Consider the following 25,073-nt stretch of genomic DNA (forward strand, 5'->3'; position numbering starts at 1 on the left):
CAATCCAGCGCTTCTGCCAAAGAACCGTCGACGTCCAGCAGAGATGTGGATAGAAACTTCGGAATCAGGACACTAGCCGACGACTGCTGGTCCATTCCAAATCTCCGGACCATGACGGTCAGCCCGCGGTTCTTCGGCAGTCCAGCGGAGGCGGTGGGGGAGAATGCAGCTTTGGACTGTTGATACCGGAGTGATGCTCCCCAGAAGCGCCGTTTGAATTCTCCCCAAGTGGCCTTGTTTGCTGGGCTTGCGGAGCTAGCTCCGCAAGCCCAGCGGCCGCGATGCGTGGATGCTTCCCCCGATCGGCGGGAGGGGCGCAACGGTGGTCAGGCTGGAGGGGATGGTGATGATCCTGGATCTGCATCGGCAGGGGCTCACGATATCTGATATCGCCCGACAGTGTGGGCTCGATCGCAAGACCGTCCGCCGTTACATCGAGCGTGGGCTGGAACCGCCGGCCTATGGGCCGCGGCAGCCGAGACCGACGCTTCTGGACCCGTTCACCAGCTACCTCCGTGAGCGGGTGAAGACCTATCCCGGGTTGACCGGCTCGCGGCTTCTCCGAGAGCTGAAGGAGTTGGGATACGCGGGCAGCTACACGGCCGTCACCGACTTCCTGCGCGACGTGCGGCCAAGCGCCGACACCAAGTTCGAGGCGCGCTTCGAGACCGCCCCGGGGAGCAGGCTCAGGCAGACTTTGCACGGTTCCAGGTCGTGTTCACCGACGAGCCCACGACGCCGCGGATTGTTTGGCTGTTCTCCATGGTGCTCGGCTACAGCCGCCTAATCTGGGCGAGATACGTGGTGCACCAGGACCTCGCGACGGTGCTGCGTTGCCACGTTGCCGCCTTCGAGGCGTTTGGCGGCGCGCCACGGGAGATCCTCTATGATCGCATGAAGACCGCGGTGACCGGCGAAGGCGAACGCGATGGCATCGTTTACAATACCGTCGCCAATCCGCGGGTGCACGCCACCACACGCCGGGTCGTCAACGAAGCCTTTGCCGAGGAGAAGCTGCATCTGCGTCCTTTGCCGCTGGCACCGTTCCGGGCAGTCCTGCGACTTGAACGTCGCATCTCTCGCGACGGCATGGTGAGCGTCGGCGGCAATCTCTACAGCGTGCCGGATGCCACCCGCCGCCGCATGGTGGAGGTGCACACGCTGGCCGAGGAGGTCCACATCTTCGAAGACGGCGCCCTGATCGCCGCTCATCCCGTCCTGGAAGGCCGCCACCAGCGGCGCGTTGCACCGGGCCACCGAAAGATCGGTGCCGAGACGCGCAGGCGCAGGGACGAAGCGATAACTCGGCTCGGCCGCACCGGCGACATGGTGACGCCACGGCCGTTGGAGTTCTACGACGCCGTCGGCCGCCGACTGGCGCGGGAGAACCGCCCATGAACGCGCTCGCCGAGCTCACGCCTTCCATGTTCGACCGCATCCGCCACGACCTGGTCGGGCTAAAAATGCCGCGGGCGCTGGAAGCCCTGGACCAGATCGTCCGCCGCTTGGAGCGCGCCGAGATCAGCGCCTTGGAGGCAATCGACATCCTGCTCTCCGAGGAACTGACGCTACGCGAGAACAGCCGCATCAAGACCGCGCTGCGCATGGGCCGCCTCGCCACCATCAAGACGCTTGCCGGGTTCGACTTCTCCTTCCAGCCCTCGCTCGACCGTGATCGGATCCTAACGCTGGCCCAACTCGGGTTCGTCGCGCGCCACGAGGTCGTCCACTTCCTCGGACCGCCAGGCACGGGAAAAAGCCACTTGGCGACGGCCCTCGGTGTCGAGGCGGTGAAAGCGGGCCGCAGTGTCTACTTCTGCACATTGGCCGATCTGCTCGGCCAACTCGCCCGCGCCGAGCGCGAAGGTCGATTGCACGAACGCATCCGGTTCTTTGCCCGGGCGGGGCTGCTAATCGTCGACGAGATCGGCTACCTGCCGGTCGTACCCGGCGGTGGCAATTTGTTCTTCCAACTCGTCGCTGCACGTTACGAACGCGGCGCTATGATCTTGACCTCCAATCGTGGCTTTGCCGAATGGGACGATGTCTTCGGCGACCCAGTCGTCGCCACGGCGCTGCTCGACCGCTTGCTCCACCATGCTGTCGTCGTGCAGATTGAAGGCTCCAGCTATCGCCTACGCCAACATGCCGAACTCATGCCCGAGCACGTCCGCTCGAAGGCGATCATCACCCCACCAACGTCAACATTAGCGACGCGCCGGCGCGGTCGGCCACCCAAAAATGACCATGCACACCCTGGCCCCTAACCGGCGAAAGTGAGGAATCTTACTTCGGCGGAGCTGCGGATAATTCACGCGGCATTGACATTGGACTTCTAAGGCCGCTCCGATGACCAACGGAAGTCGGCAAGCATCTCGGTCGCCCGCACGCCCCCTCGGGGCAAGCTCGGGCCTCCAGCACGGCAATCCGGCGATCCAATGACTGCGACATCGTCCTCACGCCCCTCGCTCACCCCACGAGACGACTGCCAATGTCTGGCGAGGGCTTGGTGCTTTGCATGCGCCAAGATCTGCCTCTTCTGAAGGTGACATTCCGAGTGGCATCCAGACGGAGGCCTTTTGTAGAACAGCGCCAGTCGCATTGGCCTCCAAGGCCCCAAGACGGCGGATCAACGAGATAGCATCCAGATCGCTCCCCCCGGCATGCAGACGAGATCCCATGAGCGATCGAGGAACGCGACGTTTTCGCGGCCGGCAGCCGCGCCCCTCCAAAATATCAATGCTGGCGTGTGTCGACGGCTCGTCTGGCGCGGCTGAGCCCGCAATCACCTCGAGAGTGCTGCAGGACGCTTCGGACGATAGTCCCGCCACCAAAGGATCGTGCCCCTCCGTTCAGAGCGCTCTTGATTACGGAGTGGAAAGCGGCGACAGGCGGCGCAGCGAGGATGCATAGCGTCTCCCAGCAAGCTCATTAAACACTGCTCCATGATATTTACTTAAATACACCTTTGCTTTCGTCTCGTTTCGGCAATATGTCGCGAAATCATTGTCAGCCGACAAACCACTAGCATCTTCGGCACACCAAGCATGGATCATGCCTTCATACCAGTTTAAGAACCTGTATCCCTTTAGGCTGAGTTTTCTGAACCAGTCAGTTCCGATGTCGAGACTCAGTGTGCCGAACGGTTCGATCTCTCCGATCGGGGAAACGAGATTTCGCACCATCTGAAGATTGACCAAGCACCCAAACTCATTGAGGCGGCATTCCGGGAAAGGCATTGGGCTTTCGCGGTCGATGCCCTCGATAAAGGTGCGCGGCGAGGGGTGATTTTGAACGATCGCGGCGGCCTCTGCATAGTCAGGCTTGTAATTTGCGTAGGTGTTGCCGTCACAGAAGCCGGCACTGTGGGCGGGGCAATTCCAGCACTGCCCAACCCGTCCGACGCCCGCGTATTCTTGACCTTCCAATCTCCGAAGCATGCCTCCGATGATATCGGTCTCGTAGAGACAATCGTTGTGGGTAAGGAACAAAAAGGGCTTGTCGCTTTCCTCCCAACCATACTGATAGCGTATGGAACGTCGATAATCATCTTGCTTGAGGCGCTGCTTGTCCGTGAAGGCGACCCCAATGTGATGCTGCGGTTTGAAATGCACGATGCTCTTGTGGCGGAAGCATTCGACAACTGACACTACTTCGTCGTCGAAGGGTTGCTGCCTCTCTTCCTGAAAGTATATCTTGTCGATATGCTGACTGCAATGCTGGAGGAGTGATGCTAGAGTTATGGCAGTTTGGTATGGTTTGCCATAGGCGCAAATTACGACATCCACCAAATTCCGTGGCTGTGTCGGATCCTCCCGACCGGTTGCATCATCTGCTGACGAGCGTAGAGTTGCATCTACATCCGGTTCCAGCAATTTCCACTGATCTTTATGCACGAGATTGATGTGTGGCTCGACCGCTCGATCATCAACTGTCGCTTCCGCGATGAGCCAATACTTGTCAACCTCGCCGGCAATGACGCCTCTAAGGAGCACGCCTTTTCGCACGGCCCTCTTTTGATCGTCAGGCAAATCGCGTGAGTGACGGAGTTTGGACTTTAAGAAAGTATCTATGAGAGCGAGCCACTCTCGCCGCTCTGGAGACATCAATTGAGCCACCGCACCCTCGACCAATGGAATATCCCGCTCACATGAGAGCGGTTTAGCCTTTGCTGCCTCGCTTGAAGGGATGGCGGCCTATTGGTTCACCATTTGCCTTCAAGTTCGGCATTCGCAGAAGAGACCCAGGCTAGCGCAAATGGGTGCGAGCGCATACCGTGTTAGGGCTTTGATGGACCCAGCCAAGACCTTAGCAGGACTGGAGAACGGAACCGATGACGACCGTGTGCGTGACGTCCCGCGGTTAGACTGCGGGCACGACGAGTCGCGGCGCGTTGGCGGCGGGCAGGCCGTCAAATCGTGGCTGAACCTGCACTGGCGTGGTCGAGACAGCAATGGTGTTGTTGCGGTGATTTGTCCTGGGCATTGCCTCTCGCCATCCGAACCGTGGTGGGCCGCCGGATGGATCAGGTCTTCGACAACTTTATTTCCGCTTTCGGCCGCACCTGCTTGACGGTGGCGGAAACGGCTCCAAAACAGCTCGCTCAGAGCTGGTCAGAAGGCGGGCAAAGGGGGCCCTTCCGCCTTACGAGCCAGAGCTAAACGCCGCGCAAGCTGCTCTCTTGTGAGAGCCATGCAACAACATCCGCGGCGTTCCGGTCCGGCGGGAATACGGGATAGAAGACGTGGGTTATGGTTCCATCATCGATGATGAGCGTGAATCGCTTTAACAGTGTCATGCCGCTCGCTTCGAAGGTCGGCAAAGCCAGCGCCTTGGTCAGCGCCTCAGCTTCATCGGACAGTAGTGGAAACGGAAGGTGCAGACGTTCCGCCGCCTCGGCCTGAAAGTTAGTGTCCTGTGTCGATAGGCCGAAAACATGGCTGGCCCCGAGGGCCTGGAGCTCCGCGAAGTGATCCCGGAAAGCACAGGATTGAGGGGAGCAACCGCGCGCCCCCGGGATCATGTCCCAACCCTCAGGATTGGGGATGCCGGGCCGACCAGTCCGAGGATAAGCATAAACCACGGAGCACCCCGGAAGCGCCGCGAGGTCCACAGTGCGACCATCCGTCGCGGCCAGCGGGACCGAGGGTAGCTTGGCGCCCATTAAATGCTTGATCGCTCCGTCGTCCTGAGGAGCCGGAATGCTCGTCCAATCCGGCGTATCAACGAAGGTTTCCGCCATCAGACATCTCCCTGCTGCCAAGCGACGTGATTGCCTGCAAGCCGTCGCCTGGCCGATGGTGATACCCGACGATTTTAACTCTGATACGGATCGAGCGCACGCCGAGTTTTGTGGGGTCTCCCCGGCAAGGGATGTGGATTGTCTCATTCCGGACAAGACGCGCTGGTCCGCGTAGTGCCGCCCAGGCCGACCGTGCTGATGGCGACTTCCCCCGCCGCGAAATACCCCGCCCTTTCGCGGTGAGGCGATAGCTGGCAGCCTGGGGCATGCTCGTGTCGCTGCTACCCTTTTTGGCCTTCGCCATCGTGGCCTCCGCGACGCCGGGTCCGAACAACCTCATGGTATTCTCGGCTGCCGCCACGCACGGCCTTCGGGCCACGATCCCACTCATCCTTGGAATTGCGTTGGGCTTCGGGGTTCTGGTTGCCGTGGTCGGCAGCGGCCTCGCGGGTCCGCTCACGCGCTATCCCCCGCTCTACACCGCGCTGCGCTTGCTGGGCGCCGCTTGGCTGTTGTTTCTCGCCTGGAAAATCGCGCGGGCAGGGAGTAAATCCTTGCCCACCAAGGCGGCATCGCGCGCCCCTATGGGGTTTTGGGGCGGAAGCGCGTTCCAGTGGGTCAACCCAAAGGCCTGGATCCTGGCGTTGGCCACGACCGCGATCTACACGGTGCCGGGCCACAACCTTTATGCCCAAGTTTGCTCGCTGGCGCTGATTTTCGTTCTTATTTCCGTGCCATGCGTTGGAATGTGGGCGATTCTTGGACTAGGCGTCAGCCGGCTTCTCGAATCTCCGGCACGCTTACGCTTCTTCAATTTGCTCATGGGGGTGCTTTTGGCCGCCTCGGTCATACCGGTGATCTGGGATAGGTAGTTGCCAAGATGCTTTTCTGGCGTCATGCGACATCTACCACTATTGGGTGTTCAGAATTTACTTGCTCCGGAACAGAATTTGTTGACACTTCCAGTCAATATCACAAGAAACTGGAGGGCGGCTATGAGTGGTACACAATCCGGGACATGCTTTTGCGGTGCTGTCGAGATCAAAGTGACCGGCGAGCCGAATGCAATGGGCTATTGCCATTGTGAATCATGTCGTTCGTGGTCGGCTGGCCCCGTCAATGCTTTCACACTTTGGTCGCCAGAGGCCGTGGAGGTGACAAAAGGCGCGGAGAACATCGCGACATTTCAAAAGACAGATATGAGCCAGCGCCAATTCTGCCAGCTTTGTGGCGGCCACGTGATGACCGCGCATCCTCCTCTGAATATGATTGACGTCTATGCGGCAACGATACCAGGGCTAACCTTCGTGCCCCAGGTGCATGTTAACTACGCCAACACCGTTTTGCCGATGCGAGACGGGCTGCCAAAGTTGAAGGACTTTCCGGCCGAATTTGGTGGCTCCGGCGAACTCGTTGCGGAATAGGTCGATTGCGGGGCTTTAGTCTCACCCGGCCGGAGATATCGTAAAGCGGTCGCAGGCTGCTTTAACAGCCTGCGACATTCGCGATGCGGACAATCGTCAATCCGCCGGCTGGACCGGCTCCCAGGCGACCTAGGCCAGAATGGGCCTGTGGACGGCGCTTCGGAGGGTGGTTTCCGCCCTCCTTTTTGCTTGTTGCGGCCCGTGAAATCGGCCGGCGGGTATGCTAGCTTCGAAAAATGTCCCTCACTATCGCGTTGATCGTCATCTTGTTCTCGACGCTTATGGCCGCCTTCGCGAGCATCGCCGTGCATCGGAAGGTCCACCTGGATGTCCGGCGGCGCCATAGCGAGGTTGGGACCGCTGTCTTTCTTCAACTCGGGGTGATCTTCGCTGTTTTGTTAGCATTCGTCTTCAGCGAGGTCTGGAGCCAGTATAACGCGGCCGCGAGCGCGATTGAATTCGAGTGTGGTTCTCTCGAGGATGCGGCGACGCTCATGAGCGCGATGCCTGCAGATCAGGCGCGGCCGCTTCTCGCGGCCGAAGCTGCCTATGTTGCTTCCGTCGTGAAAGACGAATGGCCCGAGATGTTCGCGAATCGCGCACCGAACAACGGCGCGGACCGGAAGCTCACAAGTCTGATCCAAAACGTCGTGCGGCTGCGGCCGACCAGCCCGGCGGATCTAGGGACACGACAGCAACTGTTGATTTACCTGGAGCAGGCACATAGCCAGCGAACCATGAGGATCTTCCAGCTGGCGAGCGGTATTCCCATTTTTCTCTGGGCGCTTTTGATAGGCTTGGGCGCGATCCTAGCTGCATTCGTGACCATGGCAGGAGTTGAAAGCGGTCGCGCGCTTGCAAGCTTCTCGATGACGTTCGCTGCGACAGTCGCCGCGATCCTCGTCCTGATTCACCTGCTCGACTATCCGTTCGAAGGAGCGCTCGCCATGCAGCCTGATCATTTTGTCACAACGTTGCAGAAAATCACGGCGCTCGAGCACTCGTTGCAATAAGAAATGGCCCTCCATGTCCTAATAGTCTCGCAAACTCTCGCCTTGCGTGAGCTTGCCGTCTATTGTGGTGATGAGGGCTAGAAAAGCCCACGTTTAAGTCAGGAGCGGTGATGCCAACAGATATTCGAGTCGTGGCGATACTCAAGTTCAAAGCCGGCAAAAAGGACGCGGTGGCAGCGGCCATTCGTGGCTGCCTGCAGCCCAGCCGCGCGGAGCCTGGCTGTCTTTTTTACGTTCCGCATTGGGACAAGGAAGACGACCAACGGGTCGTGTTCGTTGAGCATTGGCGGAGCCAGGACGACCTCGACAAACACATGCAGACCCCTCACTTCAGTGCCCTGATCGAGAAGCTCGACGGTCTGCTCGATGGTGCTCCAGACATTCGGACCCTAACAGAGTTTGAGTAGTCCCTGCTCGGAGGTGACAGCTTGGGAGCCTAGTGGCTCGTCGGCTGTCCAGGTGAGTATCGCAGCCTAAACATGTCCTCGCGCGCTGGGAGATTGAGTTTGTCGGAGGAAAGCGGAACGCGCGAGACGATGGCGTCGTCCGTTTACAGCCAGCTGCGAGACGAGCTGCTGCATTGTCGTATCCAGCCGAACAGTAAACTCCGCGTGGAATGGGCGGTCGCGCGATATGGCGCGGGCGCCTCGCCCGTAAGGGAGGCGCTGAACAGGTTGGCGTCGGAGGGGTTGCTCGATCGGCGGGACCAGCGCGGCTTCTTCGTGACACCAATCACTCTCGAAGAACTCGAGGAGCTGACGAGAACGAGATGCTGGCTGGAGGAGCGCGCCCTACGCGAGAGCATGCTCCACCGGACGACGGAATGGGAGGAGACAATCGTGCTCTCGCTCCACCGTTTGTCACGCGTGCCGAGGCGGATGGCGAACACCGGCGCCTATAACCCGGAATGGGAGGCGCGGCACCGCGCCTTTCATCGCGCCCTCATCGCGGGATGCCGCTCACAACCGCTGATAGGTTTTTGCGAACAGCTTGCGGATCGCGCCTATCGCTATCGGCAGGTAGCGCGTGAGGGGGTCGGCGCGCCGCGAAACGAACTCACGGAACACAACGACATCGCGTCAAAAGTGATCGAGGGCAATATAGACGCCGCGGTGGACGCCCTGATGCATCACTACATCCTCACCAGCGAGCTATGCGCCAGTGGCCTCGTTCAACAGCCCGATGCGGCAGTTGTCGTTGCATCCGCCGCGGGATAGCCGAGCTTACTCCGCGGCAAGAGGAACGTCGTTCCTGGCAAGCCGGAATGTAAGATCGATGACTGGCCGCCCATCCTTCTGCTCGGCAGCCACGATCAACGATTTGCGCACCCCGAAAACCGCGTCGCTGCCGAGATAGCGGTCACCCGCTACGAAAATCTCGGTAGTGACGGAACGGTGACCGGGCGCCATCACAAGGAAATGAAAATGTGCCGGTCGCCATGCGGTTCGGCCACCGGCACGCAGCAATTCGCCAACGGGGCCGTCGTCCGGAACCATATAAGGTCCCGGCAATACTGTGGTGAAACTAAAGGTGCCATCATCCGCGCAACGCATCTTGCAGCGGAAGGCATTGTCCGGAACTGCGTCGTCTTGAGTAGCGTAGAGACCGTTCTCCGCCGTCTGCCACATGTCGATCGCCGCGCCGGGTACGGGTGCCCCATCAACATCGACGACGCGACCGAGCACCAGCTGTCCGGTTCCATCAGCGGTCGGCCTCAGATCTCCGCCAAGCGGAACCTGCGGGCTATCCGACGCGTAAAACGGTCCGAGCACGCTGCCTTCTGTCGCGCCCTGCGGTGCGTCCGTCATATCGACGAGTGAACTCAGCCCCAGCACATCCGACAGCAACATGAACTCGTCGCGCTTATCCGAGCTGATCTCGCCGCAGCGAAACAGAAACCCAATCGCCTCGGCCCATTCGGCATGGGTAAGCTGGTTTTCCCGCGCGAAGCTGTGCAGATGTCCTACGAGGCTGTTCAGCAACTGCTGTTGTCGTGGCGTCTTCATGACGAAGGAGGCGATGACCTTCTCGGTGACATTCGCCGGGCTGATATCATAGGCGGGAGTCTGACTTTGGCGATCCATGAGGGTTTTCCCTGTCACGCGGCGACGAGTGGCGAAGCGGCTCGTTGCGCCACCTCATCCTGGATGACATTGCGCAGAACGCCAATTCCTTCGATCTCGACCTCCGCGACATCTCCATGTCGCATCCACAAGGGCGGCTTGCGCGCATGGCCGACGCCGGAGGGTGTTCCCATCACAACGACATCGCCTGGCTCCAAGGTAATGCATTCCGACAACAGCGCGAGGGTTTCCGCCACTGGGAAGATCATCTCCCGCGTATTCGCATTCTGCACCACTTGGCCGTTCAGCCGGCAGGTGATGCTGAGGCCGCTGGCCCCGCGTGGCAATTCGTCAGCGGTCACCAGGTAAGGACCGAAGCCGCCGGATTGTTCGAAATTCTTGCCCATCGTCCACTGAATCGTCTTGCGCTGATAGTCGCGCACGGAGGCATCGTTGAAGCAGGAATACCCGTAGACTGCATCGACCGCCTGTTCAGGCGTGGCGTGGCGGATGGGTGAGCCAATCACCAGGGCGAGCTCTGCCTCGTAATCAAGCTGCTCGGAGACGATCGGGCGGATGATAGGGGCGCCATGCGCCGTCAGGCTCCGAGGGCAACGCAGGAAGATGGTGGGCCAGGAAGGGCGCTGATAGCCTCCCTCCGCCGCATGCTCCGTATAGTTCAGCCCGAGGCAGAGCATCTTGCCGGCCGACGGGATCAGGGGTCGGAAGGTTATGCTTTCGGGATTGAGAAGCGAGTGGCCGGCCCCAACCGCCGCTAGAGCTTTGTCGCGTAAGACGGCTCCGCCGGTGATGAATTCGACGAGTTCGCTGGGAAATCCCTCATCCAACCCGGTAAGATCGAGGATACCCCCCTCTTGCGCGATGCCGACCGCGGGTCGGCCGTTCTTCAAGAACGATAGCAGACGCATTGTTCCCTCGTTTTCCCACCCTTCCCAAGGATCTAGCATCGGCGAACAGGTCCGACAAGGAAAATCGATATTTCGCTTGGAATGGTAAGTTCTGACGACGACACCGCGAACGGATCATATTACCGCGCAATGTGCATTGCAGCATAATAAAATCGATATTCCATGTTTACACTTGAAAACATATGCCGCAAGATGGGCTTCTCATCGGGGTCGGTGAGATAGGGCCGCCGTAGAGCCGCCGTGGGGAGCGTTGATGACCGAGACGCGCATACTCGAAAATTTTTTTAGCCTTTCCGGAAAAGTCGCGATGGTGACTGGCGCTGCGGGAGGGCTCGGCCGCGCTATTGCCGCGGCCTATCTCCAGGCGGGGGCTAAGGTGGTCCTCGCTGACTTGAAGGAGGGCGAGCTTCAGAGCGCTGCGGAGGAGCTTGGCGCTCTGGGCGATGTATTCCCGGTCGCCGTCGATGTCACTAAGGCTGCTGCCGTCGAGGAAGCTGTCTCTTCCGCCCACGCGCATTTCAAGCGCCTCGACATCCTGGTGACGGCCGCAGGGATCGCGCGGCGCAAGGCCGCTGAGGAATTGCCGCCCGAAGAATTCGACTTTGTAATGGACGTCAACGTTAAGGGCACGCTGTTCTGCGCGCAATCCGTTGGCCGTCATATGATCGCGCAAGGCGGCGGGCGCATCATCACCATCGGCTCGGTGCGTGGTCTTGTCGGCCATCCGCTTGGCTACGTCGCCTATGGTGTGAGCAAGGGCGCGGTTCATCTGCTGACACGTCAGCTTGCAACCGAATGGGCGAAGCATAGCATCAACGTGAACTGCATTGCACCGAGCGTGCTCAAAACACCTCTCGCCGACTTCATCCTGAAGACCCCGGAAGTGCGGGATCTCTTCATGTCTCGCATTCCTTTCAATCGTGCGGCCGAGCCGGAGGAATTGAGTGGCACCGCGATCTTCCTGGCCTCCCCAGCAGCCAGCTTCATCACGGGTCAGATCCTTTTCGTCGATGGCGGAAGTGTCGCCGGGTAGCCAGAAACTTCGGTCTCAGCGTCGCGGCCAAAGAAGCCGACAAAAGCAAAAGCATTAACGGAGGAGACATCCATGAAAACGCCAAAGAGCCAGTCCTGCAGAGGCGGAATGTTCCGCCGTAGCCTGTTCGCGGCCAGCTTCGCCGTTGCCGCGGTAACGTCCATGGCGACGGCCTATGTCTCGCCGGCCCGCGCGGCGGAGAAAGGCAGCCTGATCATCGGCATCGATGAAACAGCATCGGAATACTGGGCCGAATATACCCAGGGCGCCCAGGATATCGCCGACTCGATCGGCACGAAGCTCACGGTCATCACAAGCAATTACCAGGGTGCGCAGTTGCTCGCGCAGCTTGGCGCGATCTATGCCACCGGCTGCAGCAAATGCGCGCTGGCGACGGACCCGTCGTCCAACGCATTCGTCAAGGCGGTGGTCCATCGTTCGGCGGTCGCGCAAGTGCCGATCGTCACCATCTGGAACCGCCCAGAAAATATCCATCCGTGGGATACCGACCCGAAATACTGGGTGGCTCACACCTCCTTCGATGGTGTGATGTCCGGCTATTACCAGATGACGGCGCTTTGCAAGGCACTCGGCGGCAAGGGTCAGATCGCGGCAGTCGAGGGGGTGCCTTCCACGCCGCCCGCCTATCAGCGCATCCAGGGCCTGCACAAAGCGCTGGCTGAATGCCCTGGCGTGAAGCTTCTCGATACCCAGGTCGGAGACTGGCAGGAAACCAAGTCTCAAAACATCGTGCGTACCTGGATTGCGCGCTATGGCGACAAGCTGAACGGCGTTTTCGCCTCGAATGACGCGATGGCTCGTGGTGCAGTGGCCGCTTTGCGCGAGAAAAACTTGAACGGCAAGGTTTTCGTGACCGGTTCGGATGGTTCGAAAGTCGCGCTCGATATGGTGAAGAGCGGTGACATGCTCGTGACCGTGTGGAATGATCCCGTTCTACAGGGCGCCGTTTCCATCTCGCTTGCCCATGCCGCAGCGGTCGGGGACATCGATCCCGAGAAGCTGACCCACGCGCAACGTGACTTCTACCTAAAGCAGGAAGTGGTCGATAAGAGCAACGTTGACCAGTATCTCGCGCTCAAGGCCAATGCACCGAAATACACCTACGACCAGATGAAGGCCAATTTCTGGAAAGACTCTGCTGGCCAGATCCCGGTCGGTGCCAATAAATAGGCTATCTCGAGGAGCGGGAGGCGCGGCCGGATCATGAAGCTCGTCGCCAAGGCCGGGGAGGTGCCCGGCCAGCCCGCTTCCCGTTCGCTGCGTTTCCCGGCCAGGCCGGGCCGTTGGCTGCAAAGCATCGGTCCGGTAGCTGTTCTAGTCGTCCTTGCTCTCGCTTTTCAACTTGCGAGCCACAACTTCCTCTCGCCTGGAAACCTCGCGGCTATTGCTGAGGCGGTAGCTGTTCCCGTCATCCTGGCGACCGGCCTGAGCTTCGTCATTCTCCTTGGCGCCATCGACCTGTCGCTCGAAGGCGTGATGGCGACATCGAGCATGACTGTCGCGTTGCTCGCGGCTAATAATGTCAACGGGCATCACTGGGGCATCTGGGCCATCGTCGCGGCGCTCGGTGTCGGCGTCGTCTTCGGGGCCTTCAACGGCGTTCTGAATACCTACTTCCGAATGCCTTCGCTGATCGTGACGCTCGGTTCTTGGTTCATTGGCCTCGGTATCGCGAGCGTGCTGTTTCCGAGCCAGGTGCCTGGCATCCGCGATCCCATCGTGCTCGGTCTCGCCTCGACGCAATTTGCCGGCCTTAGCCTCATCGTCTTTATCGCCGTCGCGGTGCTGGCGATTTTCCACCTTGTCCTGAACTACACTCATCTCGGCCGCATGATCTACGCGGTCGGCGGCGGGGAGGCGACGCTGGTCGCCACCGGCCTGCGCGTGCCGCTATTCAAGCTCGCCGCCTTCATGATTTCCGGCTTTCTCGCGGCCTTGGCGGGCCTGCTGCTGTCGGCGCAACTAGGCGACGGCAATGCGGATATCGGCAATGGCTTGCTGTTTCCAGCTGTCAGCGCCTGCGTGCTCGGCGGCACATTGCTGAGCGGCGGACGGGGCGGCGCGATCCAATCCGCGATCGGCGCGGTGATCCTGGAAGTGCTCAATAACGGTCTGATCCAGATCGGCGCCGGACCCTATGTGCGCAACATCATCAGCGGTGCGGTCATCGTGACGGTCGTCGCGATCAGCGGCCTGCATCTCCGCCGCAAACTGAGGATCGTCAAATGACGAATCTTCTGGAAGTCCGCAGCGTCGGCAAAACCTTCGGCCGCGTTGTCGCACTCGAGCCGATCGATCTCAGCCTTCGCCAGGGCGAGGTGCTGGGGCTGGTTGGCCAAAATGGCTCGGGCAAATCAACGCTGCTCAAGATCATGGCCGGCCTGGTGCAGCCGGGGCAGGGCGAGATGCTTCTGCGGGACAAGCTCGTCCGCCTAAATAGTCCTGCCGAGGCCACCATGCATGGCATCGGCATGGTGCATCAGGAACAGTCGCTCGTGCCGAACCTCACGGTCGCCGAGAATATCTTCCTGGACAAGCCGAACGCCGCCAAACGCCACGGCCTCTATCGTTGGCGCCGTTTGTTCGAGGCGGCGGAGCGGCAACTCAAGAAGATCGAAGTCGATATCGATCCACGCGCGATCGTCGAGGATCTGCGCTTTGCCGAGCGCCAGCAAGTAGAACTCGCTAAGGTTCTCGCCATCGAGGATCTGGTCGATCACCCGCCGATCATTCTGTTCGACGAGCCGACCTCCGTCCTGACCCAAGGCGAGATCGTGCAACTTTTCCGCCAGATCGACCGGCTGCGGCAAACGGCCGCCATAGTCTTCGTGTCCCATCGTCTCGACGAAATCCTCTCCATTTGCGATCGTGCCGTGGTTATGACGGACGGCCGCAAGGTTGCGGAGCACCCGACCGCCGATATTGATCGCGACAGCCTGTACCGCCTCATGGTCGGCCGCCAGCGAGCGACTCATGGGCCACGGGTGAGCGTAAGCGGCAGTCCGGCGTCCACAGAAAAGCCTCGGCTTGAAGTGGAGAACCTTTCCTCAGCGAACCATGTGCGTGGGGTGGGCCTAAGCGTGGCACCCGGTGAAATTCTCGGCATGCTAGGTGTCCAGAGTTCAGGCGCGGAGGAGCTTTGCCGCGCCATATTCGGCGCCGAGGATGAAATGACCGGCGTCATTCGCTTGAACGGACGCGAGACCGATGTTGCCTCTCCGGCCTCCGCCGTTCGTCAAGGCATCGGCTACCTTCCGGCCAATCGTCACCTCGAAGGGTTGCTGAAGGGCCGCACGCTGGTCGAGAATATGGTGCTGACCTCCGGCCTCGATTACGGGCATGGCGGCATCGTCATCAATCGCGCCGCAGAGCGAAAAGCCGCGACAACCTGGATCGAGCGCCTCAAGGTCAAAACACGCTCGAGCGATGCCAGAATCGACGAGCTGAGTGGCGGCAACCAGCAGAAGGTCGTGCTCGGCAAATGGCTGATGTCGCGGCGCCTGCAGCTTCTGTTGCTAGATCATCCAACGCGAGGCCTCGACCCTGGCGCGCGAGACGATCTGTTCGACGCGGTGCGTGACGAAGTCGCGAAAGGTCTCGCTGTGATCTTCGTTGCCGACACCATCGGCGAGGTATTGGATTTCTCGGATCGCATTGTCGTCATGCGGGACGGCGCCATAAGCGCGCAATATGATCTGAACCGCGGAGATGCGCCAAGCGAGGAAGACCTCGTCCGCGCGATGGTCTGAGCCAGAGGTAGAACCGCCATGTCCGCATTCAGAGGCACAGGCCGCGCCGAAGGCTTCGACCTCGCCGTGGCTCTGCGGCGTTTCGTGCCAATCAGCGTTTTGGTCCTGCTGCTCGGCGCCAGCGCCATCGTGGCACCCGGCACCCTGTCCTTCTCCGCGCTCACCGGCTTCGTCTCGGATGCGGCGCCGTTGTTGATCCTGGTCATTGGCAGCACCATGCCGATCCTGACTGGCAGCATCGACCTCTCGGTCGCCGGCATTGCCTCATTAACTGGTGTGCTCGTCGTGCAGCTTGCGCCGATCTTCGGTCCCTGGACCTGCCTCGTGGTGCTGCTGATCGCGATTGCTTTCGGTGCGCTTCAGGGTTTCGCGCATGCCTGGCTGCAGATTCCGTCCTTCATCACCACGCTGGGCACCCTGAGCATGCTGTCCGGGCTGTCGCTGCTGCTGTCGAATGCGACGGCGCAGCCGCTGCCGGACAGCGATCCCTTCATCACGCTGCTCAGCAACACCACCTTCGGCATTCCAAACACCGGCTACGCCGTGATCGTGGTGGTGGCGCTGCTGGCCCTGCTCATGCGCTACAGCCGGATCGGCCGCGACCTTTTCGCCTTGGGAGCGGGGGAGCGGACCGCCGTCATGTCCGGCGTGCGCACGATCCGAGTGCGCAGCTTCGCCTTCGCGTCCTCGGCGGGCTGCGCGGCGCTCGCGGGTCTGGCACTCGTCTCGGTCACGGAGTTCAGCTCGCCGACGCTGGCGGGTAACCTGCTTTTGCTTTCCATCGTCGGTGTGGTGCTAGGCGGCACTGCGATTTCGGGTGGCGTGGGGGGCTTGTGGGCCGGCGTGATCGGCGGTTTGATCACGGCATGGCTGCGCGTCGCCACAGTGCTGATCGGCGTCGCTCCGACGGCCCAATATATTGTCTTCGGTATCATGGCGCTCATCGCCGTCGGCCTGACCACGGATCGTGGCAAGATCGGCGTCATCAAATAACTGGCGCGGAAATAAGCGCTGGAAACTGGAAGGACTGAGGGAATGCCACGTCTGGAAGACAAGGTCGCGATCATCACCGGTGGTGGCACCGGCATCGGCGAAGCAACCTGCGAGCGCTTTGCCCAGGAAGGTGCCCGGGTCGCGATCTTCGATGTCGATCTCGCCTCGGCCGAGAAAACGGCGGAACGCCTTCGCGGCGGTGGCTATGAAGCCTTCGCCATCCGTGTCGATGTCACCAAGGAAGACACCATCACCGAGGGTGTGCGGCAGGTGATCGATCGCTGGGGCAAGATCGACATTCTGGTCAACAACGCCGGCATTCCGGGCGCAAACAAATTCACCCATGAGGCGACTGTCGAGGAATGGGATCTTGTTTTCGCGGTGAATGCGCGCGGCCCTTTCCTGTGCAGCAAGCATGTTCTGCCGCATATGATGGCGGCGAAGCGTGGCTCCATCGTCAACTTCTCTTCGATCTACGGGCTGATCGGCAATGACGATCTGCCGCCCTACCACGCCACCAAGGGCGCCGTGCTGATGATGACCAAGACGGATGCTATCTGCTACGCGCCCTATGGCATCCGCGTGAACTGCGTGCATCCCGGTTCCACCAAGACGCCGCTGTTCCTGAAGGCCGGCGAAACTTATCCGGGCGGCTTCGACCACTATATCGAGATGATGAGCGCCAAGCATCCGCTGACCTTGGGCGAACCGGTGGATGTCGCGAATTGCGTGCTGTTCCTCGCCTCGGATGAGGCGCGGTTCGTGACCGGCGCCAGCTTGGTTTGCGACGGCGGCTATACCGCGCAATAATCTTACCGAACAAGAGGGCGGCCCAATGCTGTTCGCGATCCACTGCCTCGACAAGCCTGGCGCCCTCGATCAACGCCTGGCGCGCCACGCTGAGCACCGCGCATATCTCGCCGAGGGGCGGGTTCACCTCATCGTCGCGGGTCCGCTTGTCTCGGATGACGGAACTGCCATGCTCGGCAGCCTCTTCATCGTCGATGCGCCATCGCGCGAAGCGGCGGAGGCTTTCAATGCCGACGATCCCTTCACCAAGCACGGGATCTGGGGCGAGGTCATTATCAAGCGCTTCGACAAGAGGACGGACAACCGGTCCGATTTACCGGCCTCGTGACCACAGCCACACGCAAAGTCTGGGACGCCGCGCGGCAGGATCGCAATGCACGACGCGCGGCGGGCGCGGCTTTCGCCGATGGCAAGCTGGTGCCGGCGGCGAATACGACAGCGTTGCTGGAGTCAGTCATTTGTCCGGGTGACCGGTTGTGCGTCGAAGGCGACAATCAGAAACAGGCGGATCACCTTGCAGCCGCGCTTGCAGCGGCCGATCCGGCAAAACTGTACGACTTGCATATCGTACAGTCGGGCGTCGTGCTTCCCGAGCATATCGACCTGTTTCGGCGCGGCATCGCGAAGAAGCTCGATTTTTCCTATTCCGGTCCGCAGAGCACCGCCATTGCTCGCGCGCTGAGGGCGGGCACCATCGAACTCGGCGCCATCCACACCTATCTGGAGCTGTTTGCCCGCTACTTCGTGGATCTCACGCCGAATGTCGCGCTGATCGCGGCGGTTTCGGCCGATCGCGAAGGGAATCTCTATACCGGCGCCAATACCGAGGACACGCCTACCATCGTGGAGGCGACAGCTTTCAAGAACGGCATCGTGGTGGCGCAGGTGAACACGCTGGTCGATCGCGTCCCGCGCGTGGACATCCCCGCTGACCAGGTCGATTTCGTCATCGTCGCGCCACGGCCATTCTATGTCGAGCCGCTTTTTACGCGCGATCCGGCGAGCCTGACCGAACTGCACGTCCTGATGGCGATGCTCGCGATTCGTGGTATCTATGCAGAATATGGCATCCGTCGCCTCAACCATGGCATCGGCTTTTCCACTGCCGCGATCGAGCTTTTGCTGCCGACCTATGGCGAACAACTCGGGCTGAAGGGGAAAATTGCGACGCACTGGGCGCTCAATCCGCACCCGACATTGATCCCCGCGATCGAGAGCGGCTGGGTAGAGCAGATCCACTGTTTCGGCTCGGAAGTCGGCATGCAGGATTACATTGCCGCGCGGCCAGACATCTTTTTCACGGGCCGCGATGGTTCGCTGCGCTCCAACCGTGCGCTTTGCCAGGTTGCGGGTCTCTATGCCTGCGACCTCTTTATCGGTTCGACGCTTCAGATCGATCTCGCGGGCAATAGTTCGACGGTGCTGCGCGACCGCATCGCGGGTTTTGGCGGCGCGCCCAATATGGGCTCCGATCCGCATGGGCGCCGCCATCCGTCCGAGCCTTGGTTGAAGGCGGGACGGGAAGGGGCTTCGGAACAAGGTATGGCCCAAGGCCGCAAGCTCGTGGTGCAGATGGTCGAAAGCTTCGGAGACAAGATGGCGCCAGTTTTCGTCGAGGAACTCGATTGTGTGGCACTCGCCGACGAATTGAAGCTCGATCTTGTGCCGATCATGATCCGAGGCGACGATGTGACCCACATAGTCACCGCGGAAGGTATCGCCAATTTGCTCCTTTGCCGAACAGCCGGGGAGCGTGAACAGGCGATCCGCGGCGTCGCAGGCTATACGGATGTCGGCCGTGGACGCGACAAAGCGATGGTCGCGCGCCTGCGCGAAAGACGGGCGATCCTCTATCCTGAGGATTTAGGCATCGACGTTCTGGAGGCGCAGCGGCACCTGCTTGCCGCGCGGTCGATCAAGGATCTCGTGCGCTGGTCCGAAGGCCTCTATCAGCCGCCCGGCAAGTTCCGCAATTGGTGATTCGTGATGGAAACGATCGATATCTGCCATTCGGGCCTCAAACCGTTGCCGGGTAGAAAGCCTTGGGCCTTGGTGGGTGTTGTCGCTTCCGGCAACCTCGAGGTTTTGCTTGAGCGTGAGGAAGGCGATCGTTGCTACGTCCACATCGAAACCAGCGTTCCGGGCTTTGCCACCGTGTGGCGCGCCGTCGTCGAGGATTTTGTGACGCGCGCCGCTCCTGGTGGCCTGCGCATCTCGATCAATGATTGCGGCGCGCGACCGGATACCGTTTCGTTGCGGCTCCTTCAGGGCGCCCGGCTGATGGAGGATGCGCCATGAGGCCGGACGCCCTCGTCGCAACGAGCTGGTATGAATCCAGCGCCCGCGAGCGTCTCGCTGAATTGCTCGACCCCGGCAGTTTCACTGAAATTATTCCGCCCACCGAACGCTGTATCAGCCCGCATCTTGCCGGCTTCGATCTTCCCTCGGCTTTCGACGACGGCATCGTCATCGGCAGCGGGCGGCTCGAGGGGAACCGCGTGCTCGTCGCCGCTCAGGAGAGCAGTTTCCTAGGCGGGACTTTCGGCGAGGTCCATGGCGCTAAAATGATTGGCTTGTTGCGGGCAGCCGCCGGCTCTTCAGGCGTATCGGCGGTGCTGCTGCTACTCGACACGGGTGGCGTGCGACTACAGGAGGCGAATGCCGGGGAAATAGCCGTCGGGCAGGCGATCGTGGCGTTATTGGAAGCGCGCGCTGCGGGCGTGCCCGTCCTCGCGCTGATCGGCGGCCGCGCGGGCTGCTTTGGCGGTGGTGGGCTTATCGCGGGATCCTGCAGTGCCGTCGTGATTTCGGAGCAAGGGCGTCTCGGCGTCAGCGGACCAGAGGTTATTGAAACAAATCGCGGCGTCGAGGAATTCGATGCGCGCGACAGGCCATTGGTCTGGCGCATCACCGGCGGCCGGACTCGTCGACTGCTGGGTATCGCGGATGCCTATGTGGAAGACACCATCGACGCGTTCCGTACCGCCGCCAATCGTCTGCTCGCGGATGCGCCGCCCTTAGACCTGCCGGTGCTTCTGGCGGAACACGAGACGCTGGCGCAACGCCTCGCCATCTTCGGCGATTGTCGCGACGCTCCCGAGATCTGGCAGCTCCTGCATCTGCTCACCGCAGTGCAGGACGTGTCCGACGCCGCATTCGAGAAAATGGTCGCCGGATTGCAAGCCCCACCGGACGGGCCGGCGGCCCTGGCTGTCGCATCGCAGCCCGTTGTCCTCTCGGAAATGCTTGGCGTCGCTTTCGATTGGCGACATCAGGTCACGATCGATACGGATGGTGTCATCCTTGGGAACGCTCATCCGCCATCCGGTGTGCCGATGGCGATCGTCGGCCTCGCGAAAGGCCTGCCACTCGGTGCTGCGGCGGCGCTCAGACTTTCCGCTGCTGTGCAGTCCGTGATGCAATCCGCCCCCAGCCAGCCGATCCTTGTTCTCGTCGATACTGAGGGCCAGACGATGAGTCGCGGGGAGGAGCTGCTCGGCCTCAGCCAAGCGATTGCTCATCTGGCGAAAACCATTGTCCTGGCGCGTCTTTCTGGGCACCGCGTTATTGCACTTCTGTACGGCAAGGCGGTGGCGGCGGCCTTTATCGCGCTCGGGCTGGTGGCGGAGACCGCGCTTGCGCTACCAAAAGCCGATCCCGCCGTCATGAATCTCGCAGCGATCGCCCGCGTGACCAAGCTGCCACTCGCGCACTTGGAATCGATGTCGCAGACAACGCCGGTTTTCGCCCCGGGCCTCGGCCCAATGCTGCGCTTGGGAGCGATCAGCGAAATCATCGGTCCGGACATCAATCTGGCAACGCGCCTGGGCGAGATTTTTGCGACACCCGGCAAGCTGGTAGCGAATGTCGCATTGCCGGGTGCTGATCTGGCGCGCCGCGTGCAAGCCGAAGCCTCGCGCGAGTAAGCGGTGCGGCGTCACGACCTACTGACAGTCGATCCCGCCTACTGGTCGTCGATGCTGCGCGACAAGCCGGAATTCGCGGCAATTTCGTTGCTGGACGAATGGGCGATGCGAGGCTTCCCGGTTATCCTGCGGCGTGCTTTGCCGGGTGAAACACCTAACCTCGTGCCGACGGGTATTCCTCTCCCGCCCTCGCAAGGCAGGCGGCATGTTGCAATTCTTCTACCGGCCGCCGCCATCATTGCCGTCCGGCAGCCGCTGCGCGCGGAGGAGGTGATCGCGGCGGCACCATCGTCCTGGCGCGAAACTCTCATTGCTGCCGGTCAGGCCCCAGGCGCGGAGGACGGCGCGCGGGTCTTCGGAAGTCTGCTTTGGGAGAGCATCACGGGTTTTTCTTACATGACGGAGAAATCGGATCTCGATCTTCTATGGTTCTGCCCTGACGATCCGTTCCCGCTCGCCACCGCCATCGCGGATCTTGAACAGCGTAGTCCCGTTCGGATCGATGGAGAGATCGTCTTACCGGATGGCGGGGGGTGCCACTGGCGGGAAATTCTCGACACAGGATTGCCGGATGTCCTGGTGAAAACGCTCACCGGTGTTGAGCTACGATCGAAAGCATCTCTTCGGCCCAGTCCGCGCACTTCATGAACGCCACTATTGAAGCGTTCGCCTCTCGAAGTGACCAAGCCGCAGCGCTGGCCGAGATCGCCGTGCGATGCCTCCGCCTTGAGTTGGAGACGTGGCCGAAACCGGGGCTGGTCAGCCACATTGATAGCGGCAGCCATGCCGATATGGATGCCACGATGCTGCGCGCCAGTGCCGCGACCTTGCGTTCGCATTTCGCGGCTCTCGTCGCGGCAGGTACAGAGGGCGCCACCATGCCGCGCTTGCGCCAACTCGGTTTGGCGGCGGAGCGCGACATGCTGGCACGAACTGGGGGCGTCAACACACATCGCGGCGCGATTTTCGCGCTTGGGCTGCTCTGTGCCGCCGCCGGCTTCCTTGGCCGTCGCGGCGGGGTCTCGGTGGAGGGCAGCCTGGGTCGATGCGTCAGGACTCGATGGGGCGAGGCCATCATGGTGGCGGTCGGATCATCCAGCCATGGCGCGAAGGTCAGAGCGCAACACGGCGCCGGTGGCGCGAGAAGCGAGGCGGCAAATGGCTTCGACACCGTCTACAGGATCGGACTGCCCGCACTAAGGTGGGCGCGCCGCCATCATGCGGAGGACGACGAGCCACCGCGCGTCCAATGTTTCTTCGCGCTTCTGGCCGCTGTCGAGGACACCAACCTCTTGTATCGTGGTGGTGCGGAGGGGCTGGTATTTGCGCGAGAAGCGGCCCGGCGCTTTCTCGAAGGTGGCGGCGTTGCGCGACCCAAATGGCGCGATGCGGCTTCCGTCATCCATGCGGAGTTCGTGCGACGCGGATTAAGCCCCGGTGGCTGTGCTGACTTGCTCGCCGCTGCCCTCTTCATCGATCTGCTCGAAGTCTGATGGCGGAGGCGCTTGCCTTCTTGCTCGCCGGCCAAGGAGCGCAGCATGCCGGCATGTTCGACGCGCTTCAGAACCAACCTGAGGCCGAGCCAGTCTTCGCCGCGGCCTCAGCGCTTCTCGGGGGAACAGATCCCCGCGATCTGGTGCGCGCGCCTGCCGCCGACCTACAACAAAACCGCCCGGCACAAATTCTATGTTGCACTGCTATCGCCGCAAGCTGGGCGATCTTATCGCCGAGGATTACGCAGCCATACACTCTTGCGGGCTACAGCCTTGGCGACCTGGCGACATGGCATTGCGCCGGCCTACTCAACGCGCCGACATTGTTGCAATTGGCGGCCGCGCGAGCGGAGGCGATGGATGATGTCGGGCGTCAGTCACCCGGCGGCCTGATCGCCGTCTTAGGTCTAAGGCGCAGCGCGATCGACGAAGTTTGCCGGGAGCACAAGGCGGAAGTCGCCATCATCAACGGAGAGGATCACTTCGTCCTCGGCTGCCGATCGGACTTGCTTGCCTCCCTCGTGGAGGCGCTGGAGCAGGCACGAGCCGCTGTGGTCCGCCCATTGCCAGTCTCTGTCGCCTCGCACACCTCGCTGCTGCAACCAGCGACCCCTGCCTTCCATCAGCGATTGGCAGCGGTCAGCATGCCGGAGATCGTTCCAAATACTGTCCGACTGCTTTCCGGCCTCGATGGCGAAAGCGTCTTCAAGACGGCACCCGGGCAAGCCAAGCTTGCAGCCGCCATCTCGCACACCATCGACTGGGCCGCGTGTCTCGACGCTTGCGGCGAGGCAGGGGCGACGACGATTCTGGAGCTCGGACCCGGCCGCGCCTTGGCGACCATGGCACGCGAGGCAATACCCGAGGCACGTATTCGCAGCTTCGATGATTTCCGCACCCTCGACGGCGTCTCTGCGTGGTTGGAGGCTGAGTGACCGCCGCGAGCAGGCCAAGACCTAAGGACGAACGAGGATCTTGAGGTGCTGCCCCTGTGGGTCGAGCAGCGCCTCGAACCCTTCGGCCACTACATCCTTCGCATCAATCGTCGCGGTGACGACGCGTTCCACCGGGAAAATCCCAGCCGCGATCATGCGGGCAATGCGTGACCAGCTCTGCACCGGATAACACCATGTTGCTTCGATGCTGATGTCCTTCAGTGCCCAGGTCATCGGCGTCACGGTCGCGGGCTTGATATGCAGCCCAGCCTGAACAACGACACCCTGGCGCCGCACGGAATCGACACAGGCGTTGAGCGAGGCTTCGTTGCCGACGCATTCGATCGCCGTATCGACGCCGATGCCTTCTTCCGTATGGCTGCGCACCACCTCGGCGACATTTTGCTCCCGCGGATTGATCGCGATCACGCCGGGCACAATTTCCTGCGCCTTCCGCAGACGATGCGGGTTAGTCTCGGCCACGAACAGGATGCTGGCACCCGCCGCGCGCGCGGCAAGCAATGTCAGCGCGCCGATGGGTCCAGCACCCGAAACCAGCACTGAAGAACCTGACGTGACCCGCCCGCGGTCCACAGCATAAACCGCGACAGCCGCCGGCTCAATCAGTGCGGCTTGTGCATCGCTCAGCGAATCCGGCACCGGAATCGCGTTGATCGCATCAACCACGGCCTTCTGCCCGAAACCGCCCCAGGCCCAGGACAGCCCCACAACACCCAGCCGATCGCTGAGATGCACCAGCCCGCGCCGGGCGAAATAATCATCCTCTGGCGCCATCAAAGGCTGGATGGAAACACGATCGCCCGGCTTGAGGTTCGTCACGGCCTTGCCGGTCGCCAGAATCTTCGCGGAAAACTCATGGCCCAGGATCTGCGGCAGCACAGCGCCTGTCAGGCTGTTCGGTGTCGCCGGGGTCACGATCGGACCCGCGATATACTCGTGCAGATCGGTGCCGCAGATGCCGCAGAGCTTCGGCTCGATCAGCACCTGGTGGTCGAGAACCTCGCTAGGCTCCGCGATCTCTTCCACCCGGATATCACGCTTGTCGTAGAACCGAACTGCCCGCATGACGCACTTCCTTTAAATCGCCGCCCGCTGTCGCTTGGCCGCCGTAAATCAGTCGCGGTTATCCATGCGTTTGAGGAAGGGGTGGATCGACACCGTCTTCCAAACATTCGCTGCCTTGAAGGGGTCGTTGTCGTGGAACGACTGAACCTCAGCTTGTGTTGCTGCTTCGACCAGGAACAGACTGCCGATCATCGTCTCGTTGTCCGCCGCAAGGAGCGGACCCGAGATCACGATGCGCACCGGGGACTTGGAGAGATAGGTCTTGTGCGCCTCGTAGTGCGCAAGCCGCGTCTGGACCGCATCAGGGTGATCCAGACAATGAATGATGAAATGCATGCGCGTTTCGCTTTCGTTGA

General features: G+C 61.3%; 25 protein-coding genes and 1 pseudogene. 20 read left to right on the forward strand and 6 right to left on the reverse strand.

Going from position 1 to position 25,073, the window contains the following annotated elements; all coding sequences use genetic code 11:
- Positions 1–322 precede the first annotated feature (322 nt).
- Together istA and istB are read left to right on the forward strand one after the other, a co-directional pair.
- Positions 323–1,398 (forward strand): annotated as a pseudogene (istA, locus tag GSQ92_RS05385) (IS21 family transposase).
- Positions 1,395–2,267, forward strand: a complete 873-nt coding sequence (istB, locus tag GSQ92_RS05390) for an IS21-like element helper ATPase IstB (protein ID WP_158805448.1) — start codon at positions 1,395–1,397, stop codon at positions 2,265–2,267. Before istA ends, istB begins: the two are co-directional and overlap by 4 nt.
- Positions 2,268–2,867: 600 nt before the next feature.
- On the opposite strand, the gene GSQ92_RS05395 is transcribed toward istB, so the two are convergent.
- Entirely contained in the window at positions 2,868–4,133 is a 1,266-nt protein-coding gene (locus tag GSQ92_RS05395; RefSeq protein ID WP_158805449.1) for a hypothetical protein, read from the reverse strand.
- Positions 4,134–4,657: 524 nt separating this feature from the next.
- A complete protein-coding gene (locus GSQ92_RS05400) occupies positions 4,658–5,242 on the reverse strand; it encodes a peroxiredoxin (RefSeq protein ID WP_158805450.1) in 585 nt (194 codons plus the stop codon).
- Positions 5,243–5,508: 266 nt separating this feature from the next.
- Between GSQ92_RS05400 and GSQ92_RS05405 the strand changes: the two genes are divergently transcribed.
- From GSQ92_RS05405 to GSQ92_RS05425, 5 genes are all read left to right on the forward strand, one after another.
- Positions 5,509–6,114: a LysE family translocator gene (locus GSQ92_RS05405; RefSeq protein ID WP_158805451.1), complete on the forward strand. Its 606-nt coding sequence runs from the start codon at positions 5,509–5,511 to the stop codon at positions 6,112–6,114.
- A gap of 123 nt (positions 6,115–6,237) precedes the next feature.
- Positions 6,238–6,666, forward strand: coding sequence for a GFA family protein (locus tag GSQ92_RS05410; RefSeq protein WP_158805452.1), 429 nt, complete (start codon positions 6,238–6,240; stop codon positions 6,664–6,666).
- A gap of 281 nt (positions 6,667–6,947) precedes the next feature.
- Positions 6,948–7,679: a DUF4239 domain-containing protein gene (locus tag GSQ92_RS05415; RefSeq protein ID WP_158805453.1), complete on the forward strand. Its 732-nt coding sequence runs from the start codon at positions 6,948–6,950 to the stop codon at positions 7,677–7,679.
- 110 nt (positions 7,680–7,789) lie between these two features.
- A complete protein-coding gene (locus GSQ92_RS05420) occupies positions 7,790–8,086 on the forward strand; it encodes a putative quinol monooxygenase (RefSeq protein ID WP_158805454.1) in 297 nt (98 codons plus the stop codon).
- 99 nt (positions 8,087–8,185) lie between these two features.
- Positions 8,186–8,896: a GntR family transcriptional regulator gene (locus GSQ92_RS05425; RefSeq protein WP_254066564.1), complete on the forward strand. Its 711-nt coding sequence runs from the start codon at positions 8,186–8,188 to the stop codon at positions 8,894–8,896.
- Between the two features lie 6 nt (positions 8,897–8,902).
- Here GSQ92_RS05425 and GSQ92_RS05430 read toward each other — a convergent pair whose 3' ends face one another.
- Positions 8,903–9,763 (reverse strand): dioxygenase, encoded by an 861-nt coding sequence (locus tag GSQ92_RS05430; protein ID WP_216850551.1) that lies wholly within the window; start codon positions 9,761–9,763, stop codon positions 8,903–8,905.
- Between the two features lie 14 nt (positions 9,764–9,777).
- Entirely contained in the window at positions 9,778–10,671 is an 894-nt protein-coding gene (locus GSQ92_RS05435; RefSeq protein WP_158805456.1) for a fumarylacetoacetate hydrolase family protein, read from the reverse strand.
- 253 nt (positions 10,672–10,924) lie between these two features.
- On the opposite strand from GSQ92_RS05435, the gene GSQ92_RS05440 reads away from it, so the two are divergent.
- From GSQ92_RS05440 to GSQ92_RS05500, 13 genes are all read left to right on the forward strand, one after another.
- Positions 10,925–11,704 (forward strand): SDR family NAD(P)-dependent oxidoreductase, encoded by a 780-nt coding sequence (locus tag GSQ92_RS05440; protein WP_158805457.1) that lies wholly within the window; start codon positions 10,925–10,927, stop codon positions 11,702–11,704.
- A 72-nt stretch (positions 11,705–11,776) separates the two neighbouring features.
- The gene (locus GSQ92_RS05445) at positions 11,777–12,895 is read left to right on the forward strand and encodes a sugar ABC transporter substrate-binding protein (RefSeq protein ID WP_216850552.1); all 1,119 of its coding nucleotides are present in this window, start codon (positions 11,777–11,779) and stop codon (positions 12,893–12,895) included.
- Between the two features lie 33 nt (positions 12,896–12,928).
- Positions 12,929–13,954, forward strand: a complete 1,026-nt coding sequence (locus GSQ92_RS05450; protein WP_158805458.1) for an ABC transporter permease — start codon at positions 12,929–12,931, stop codon at positions 13,952–13,954.
- Positions 13,951–15,474, forward strand: coding sequence for a sugar ABC transporter ATP-binding protein (locus GSQ92_RS05455; RefSeq protein WP_158805459.1), 1,524 nt, complete (start codon positions 13,951–13,953; stop codon positions 15,472–15,474). The genes GSQ92_RS05450 and GSQ92_RS05455 overlap by 4 nt, the downstream gene beginning before the upstream one ends.
- A gap of 18 nt (positions 15,475–15,492) precedes the next feature.
- Complete coding sequence (locus GSQ92_RS05460) at positions 15,493–16,467, forward strand: ABC transporter permease (protein ID WP_158805460.1); 975 nt, start codon at positions 15,493–15,495, stop codon at positions 16,465–16,467.
- Between the two features lie 42 nt (positions 16,468–16,509).
- A complete protein-coding gene (locus GSQ92_RS05465) occupies positions 16,510–17,277 on the forward strand; it encodes an SDR family NAD(P)-dependent oxidoreductase (protein ID WP_158805461.1) in 768 nt (255 codons plus the stop codon).
- Positions 17,278–17,302: 25 nt separating this feature from the next.
- A complete protein-coding gene (locus GSQ92_RS05470) occupies positions 17,303–17,605 on the forward strand; it encodes a YciI family protein (protein ID WP_158805462.1) in 303 nt (100 codons plus the stop codon).
- A complete protein-coding gene (mdcA, locus tag GSQ92_RS05475) occupies positions 17,602–19,257 on the forward strand; it encodes a malonate decarboxylase subunit alpha (protein ID WP_158805463.1) in 1,656 nt (551 codons plus the stop codon). The genes GSQ92_RS05470 and mdcA overlap by 4 nt, the downstream gene beginning before the upstream one ends.
- A 6-nt stretch (positions 19,258–19,263) precedes the next feature.
- Positions 19,264–19,575: a malonate decarboxylase acyl carrier protein gene (gene mdcC / locus GSQ92_RS05480; protein WP_158805464.1), complete on the forward strand. Its 312-nt coding sequence runs from the start codon at positions 19,264–19,266 to the stop codon at positions 19,573–19,575.
- Positions 19,572–21,203: a biotin-independent malonate decarboxylase subunit beta gene (locus GSQ92_RS05485; RefSeq protein WP_158805465.1), complete on the forward strand. Its 1,632-nt coding sequence runs from the start codon at positions 19,572–19,574 to the stop codon at positions 21,201–21,203. Before mdcC ends, GSQ92_RS05485 begins: the two co-directional genes overlap by 4 nt.
- A gap of 3 nt (positions 21,204–21,206) precedes the next feature.
- Positions 21,207–21,851 carry a malonate decarboxylase holo-[acyl-carrier-protein] synthase gene (mdcG, locus tag GSQ92_RS05490; protein WP_158805466.1) on the forward strand — a complete coding sequence of 215 codons (645 nt, stop codon included), beginning with the start codon at positions 21,207–21,209 and terminating at the stop codon, positions 21,849–21,851.
- The gene (gene mdcB / locus GSQ92_RS05495) at positions 21,848–22,696 is read left to right on the forward strand and encodes a triphosphoribosyl-dephospho-CoA synthase MdcB (protein ID WP_158805467.1); all 849 of its coding nucleotides are present in this window, start codon (positions 21,848–21,850) and stop codon (positions 22,694–22,696) included. The genes mdcG and mdcB overlap by 4 nt, the downstream gene beginning before the upstream one ends.
- Entirely contained in the window at positions 22,696–23,631 is a 936-nt protein-coding gene (locus tag GSQ92_RS05500; RefSeq protein WP_158805468.1) for an acyltransferase domain-containing protein, read from the forward strand. Before mdcB ends, GSQ92_RS05500 begins: the two co-directional genes overlap by 1 nt.
- Positions 23,632–23,652: 21 nt before the next feature.
- Here the strand turns inward: GSQ92_RS05500 and GSQ92_RS05505 are convergent, their stop codons facing one another.
- Together GSQ92_RS05505 and GSQ92_RS05510 are read right to left on the reverse strand one after the other, a co-directional pair.
- A complete protein-coding gene (locus tag GSQ92_RS05505) occupies positions 23,653–24,717 on the reverse strand; it encodes a zinc-binding dehydrogenase (RefSeq protein ID WP_158805469.1) in 1,065 nt (354 codons plus the stop codon).
- 48 nt (positions 24,718–24,765) lie between these two features.
- The gene (locus GSQ92_RS05510; protein ID WP_158805470.1) at positions 24,766–25,053 is read right to left on the reverse strand and encodes a YciI family protein; all 288 of its coding nucleotides are present in this window, start codon (positions 25,051–25,053) and stop codon (positions 24,766–24,768) included.
- Between the last annotated feature and the right edge of the window lie 20 nt (positions 25,054–25,073).

It is taken from the genome of Acidisoma sp. S159, from assembly GCF_009766125.1.
Lineage (GTDB): Bacteria > Pseudomonadota > Alphaproteobacteria > Acetobacterales > Acetobacteraceae > Acidisoma.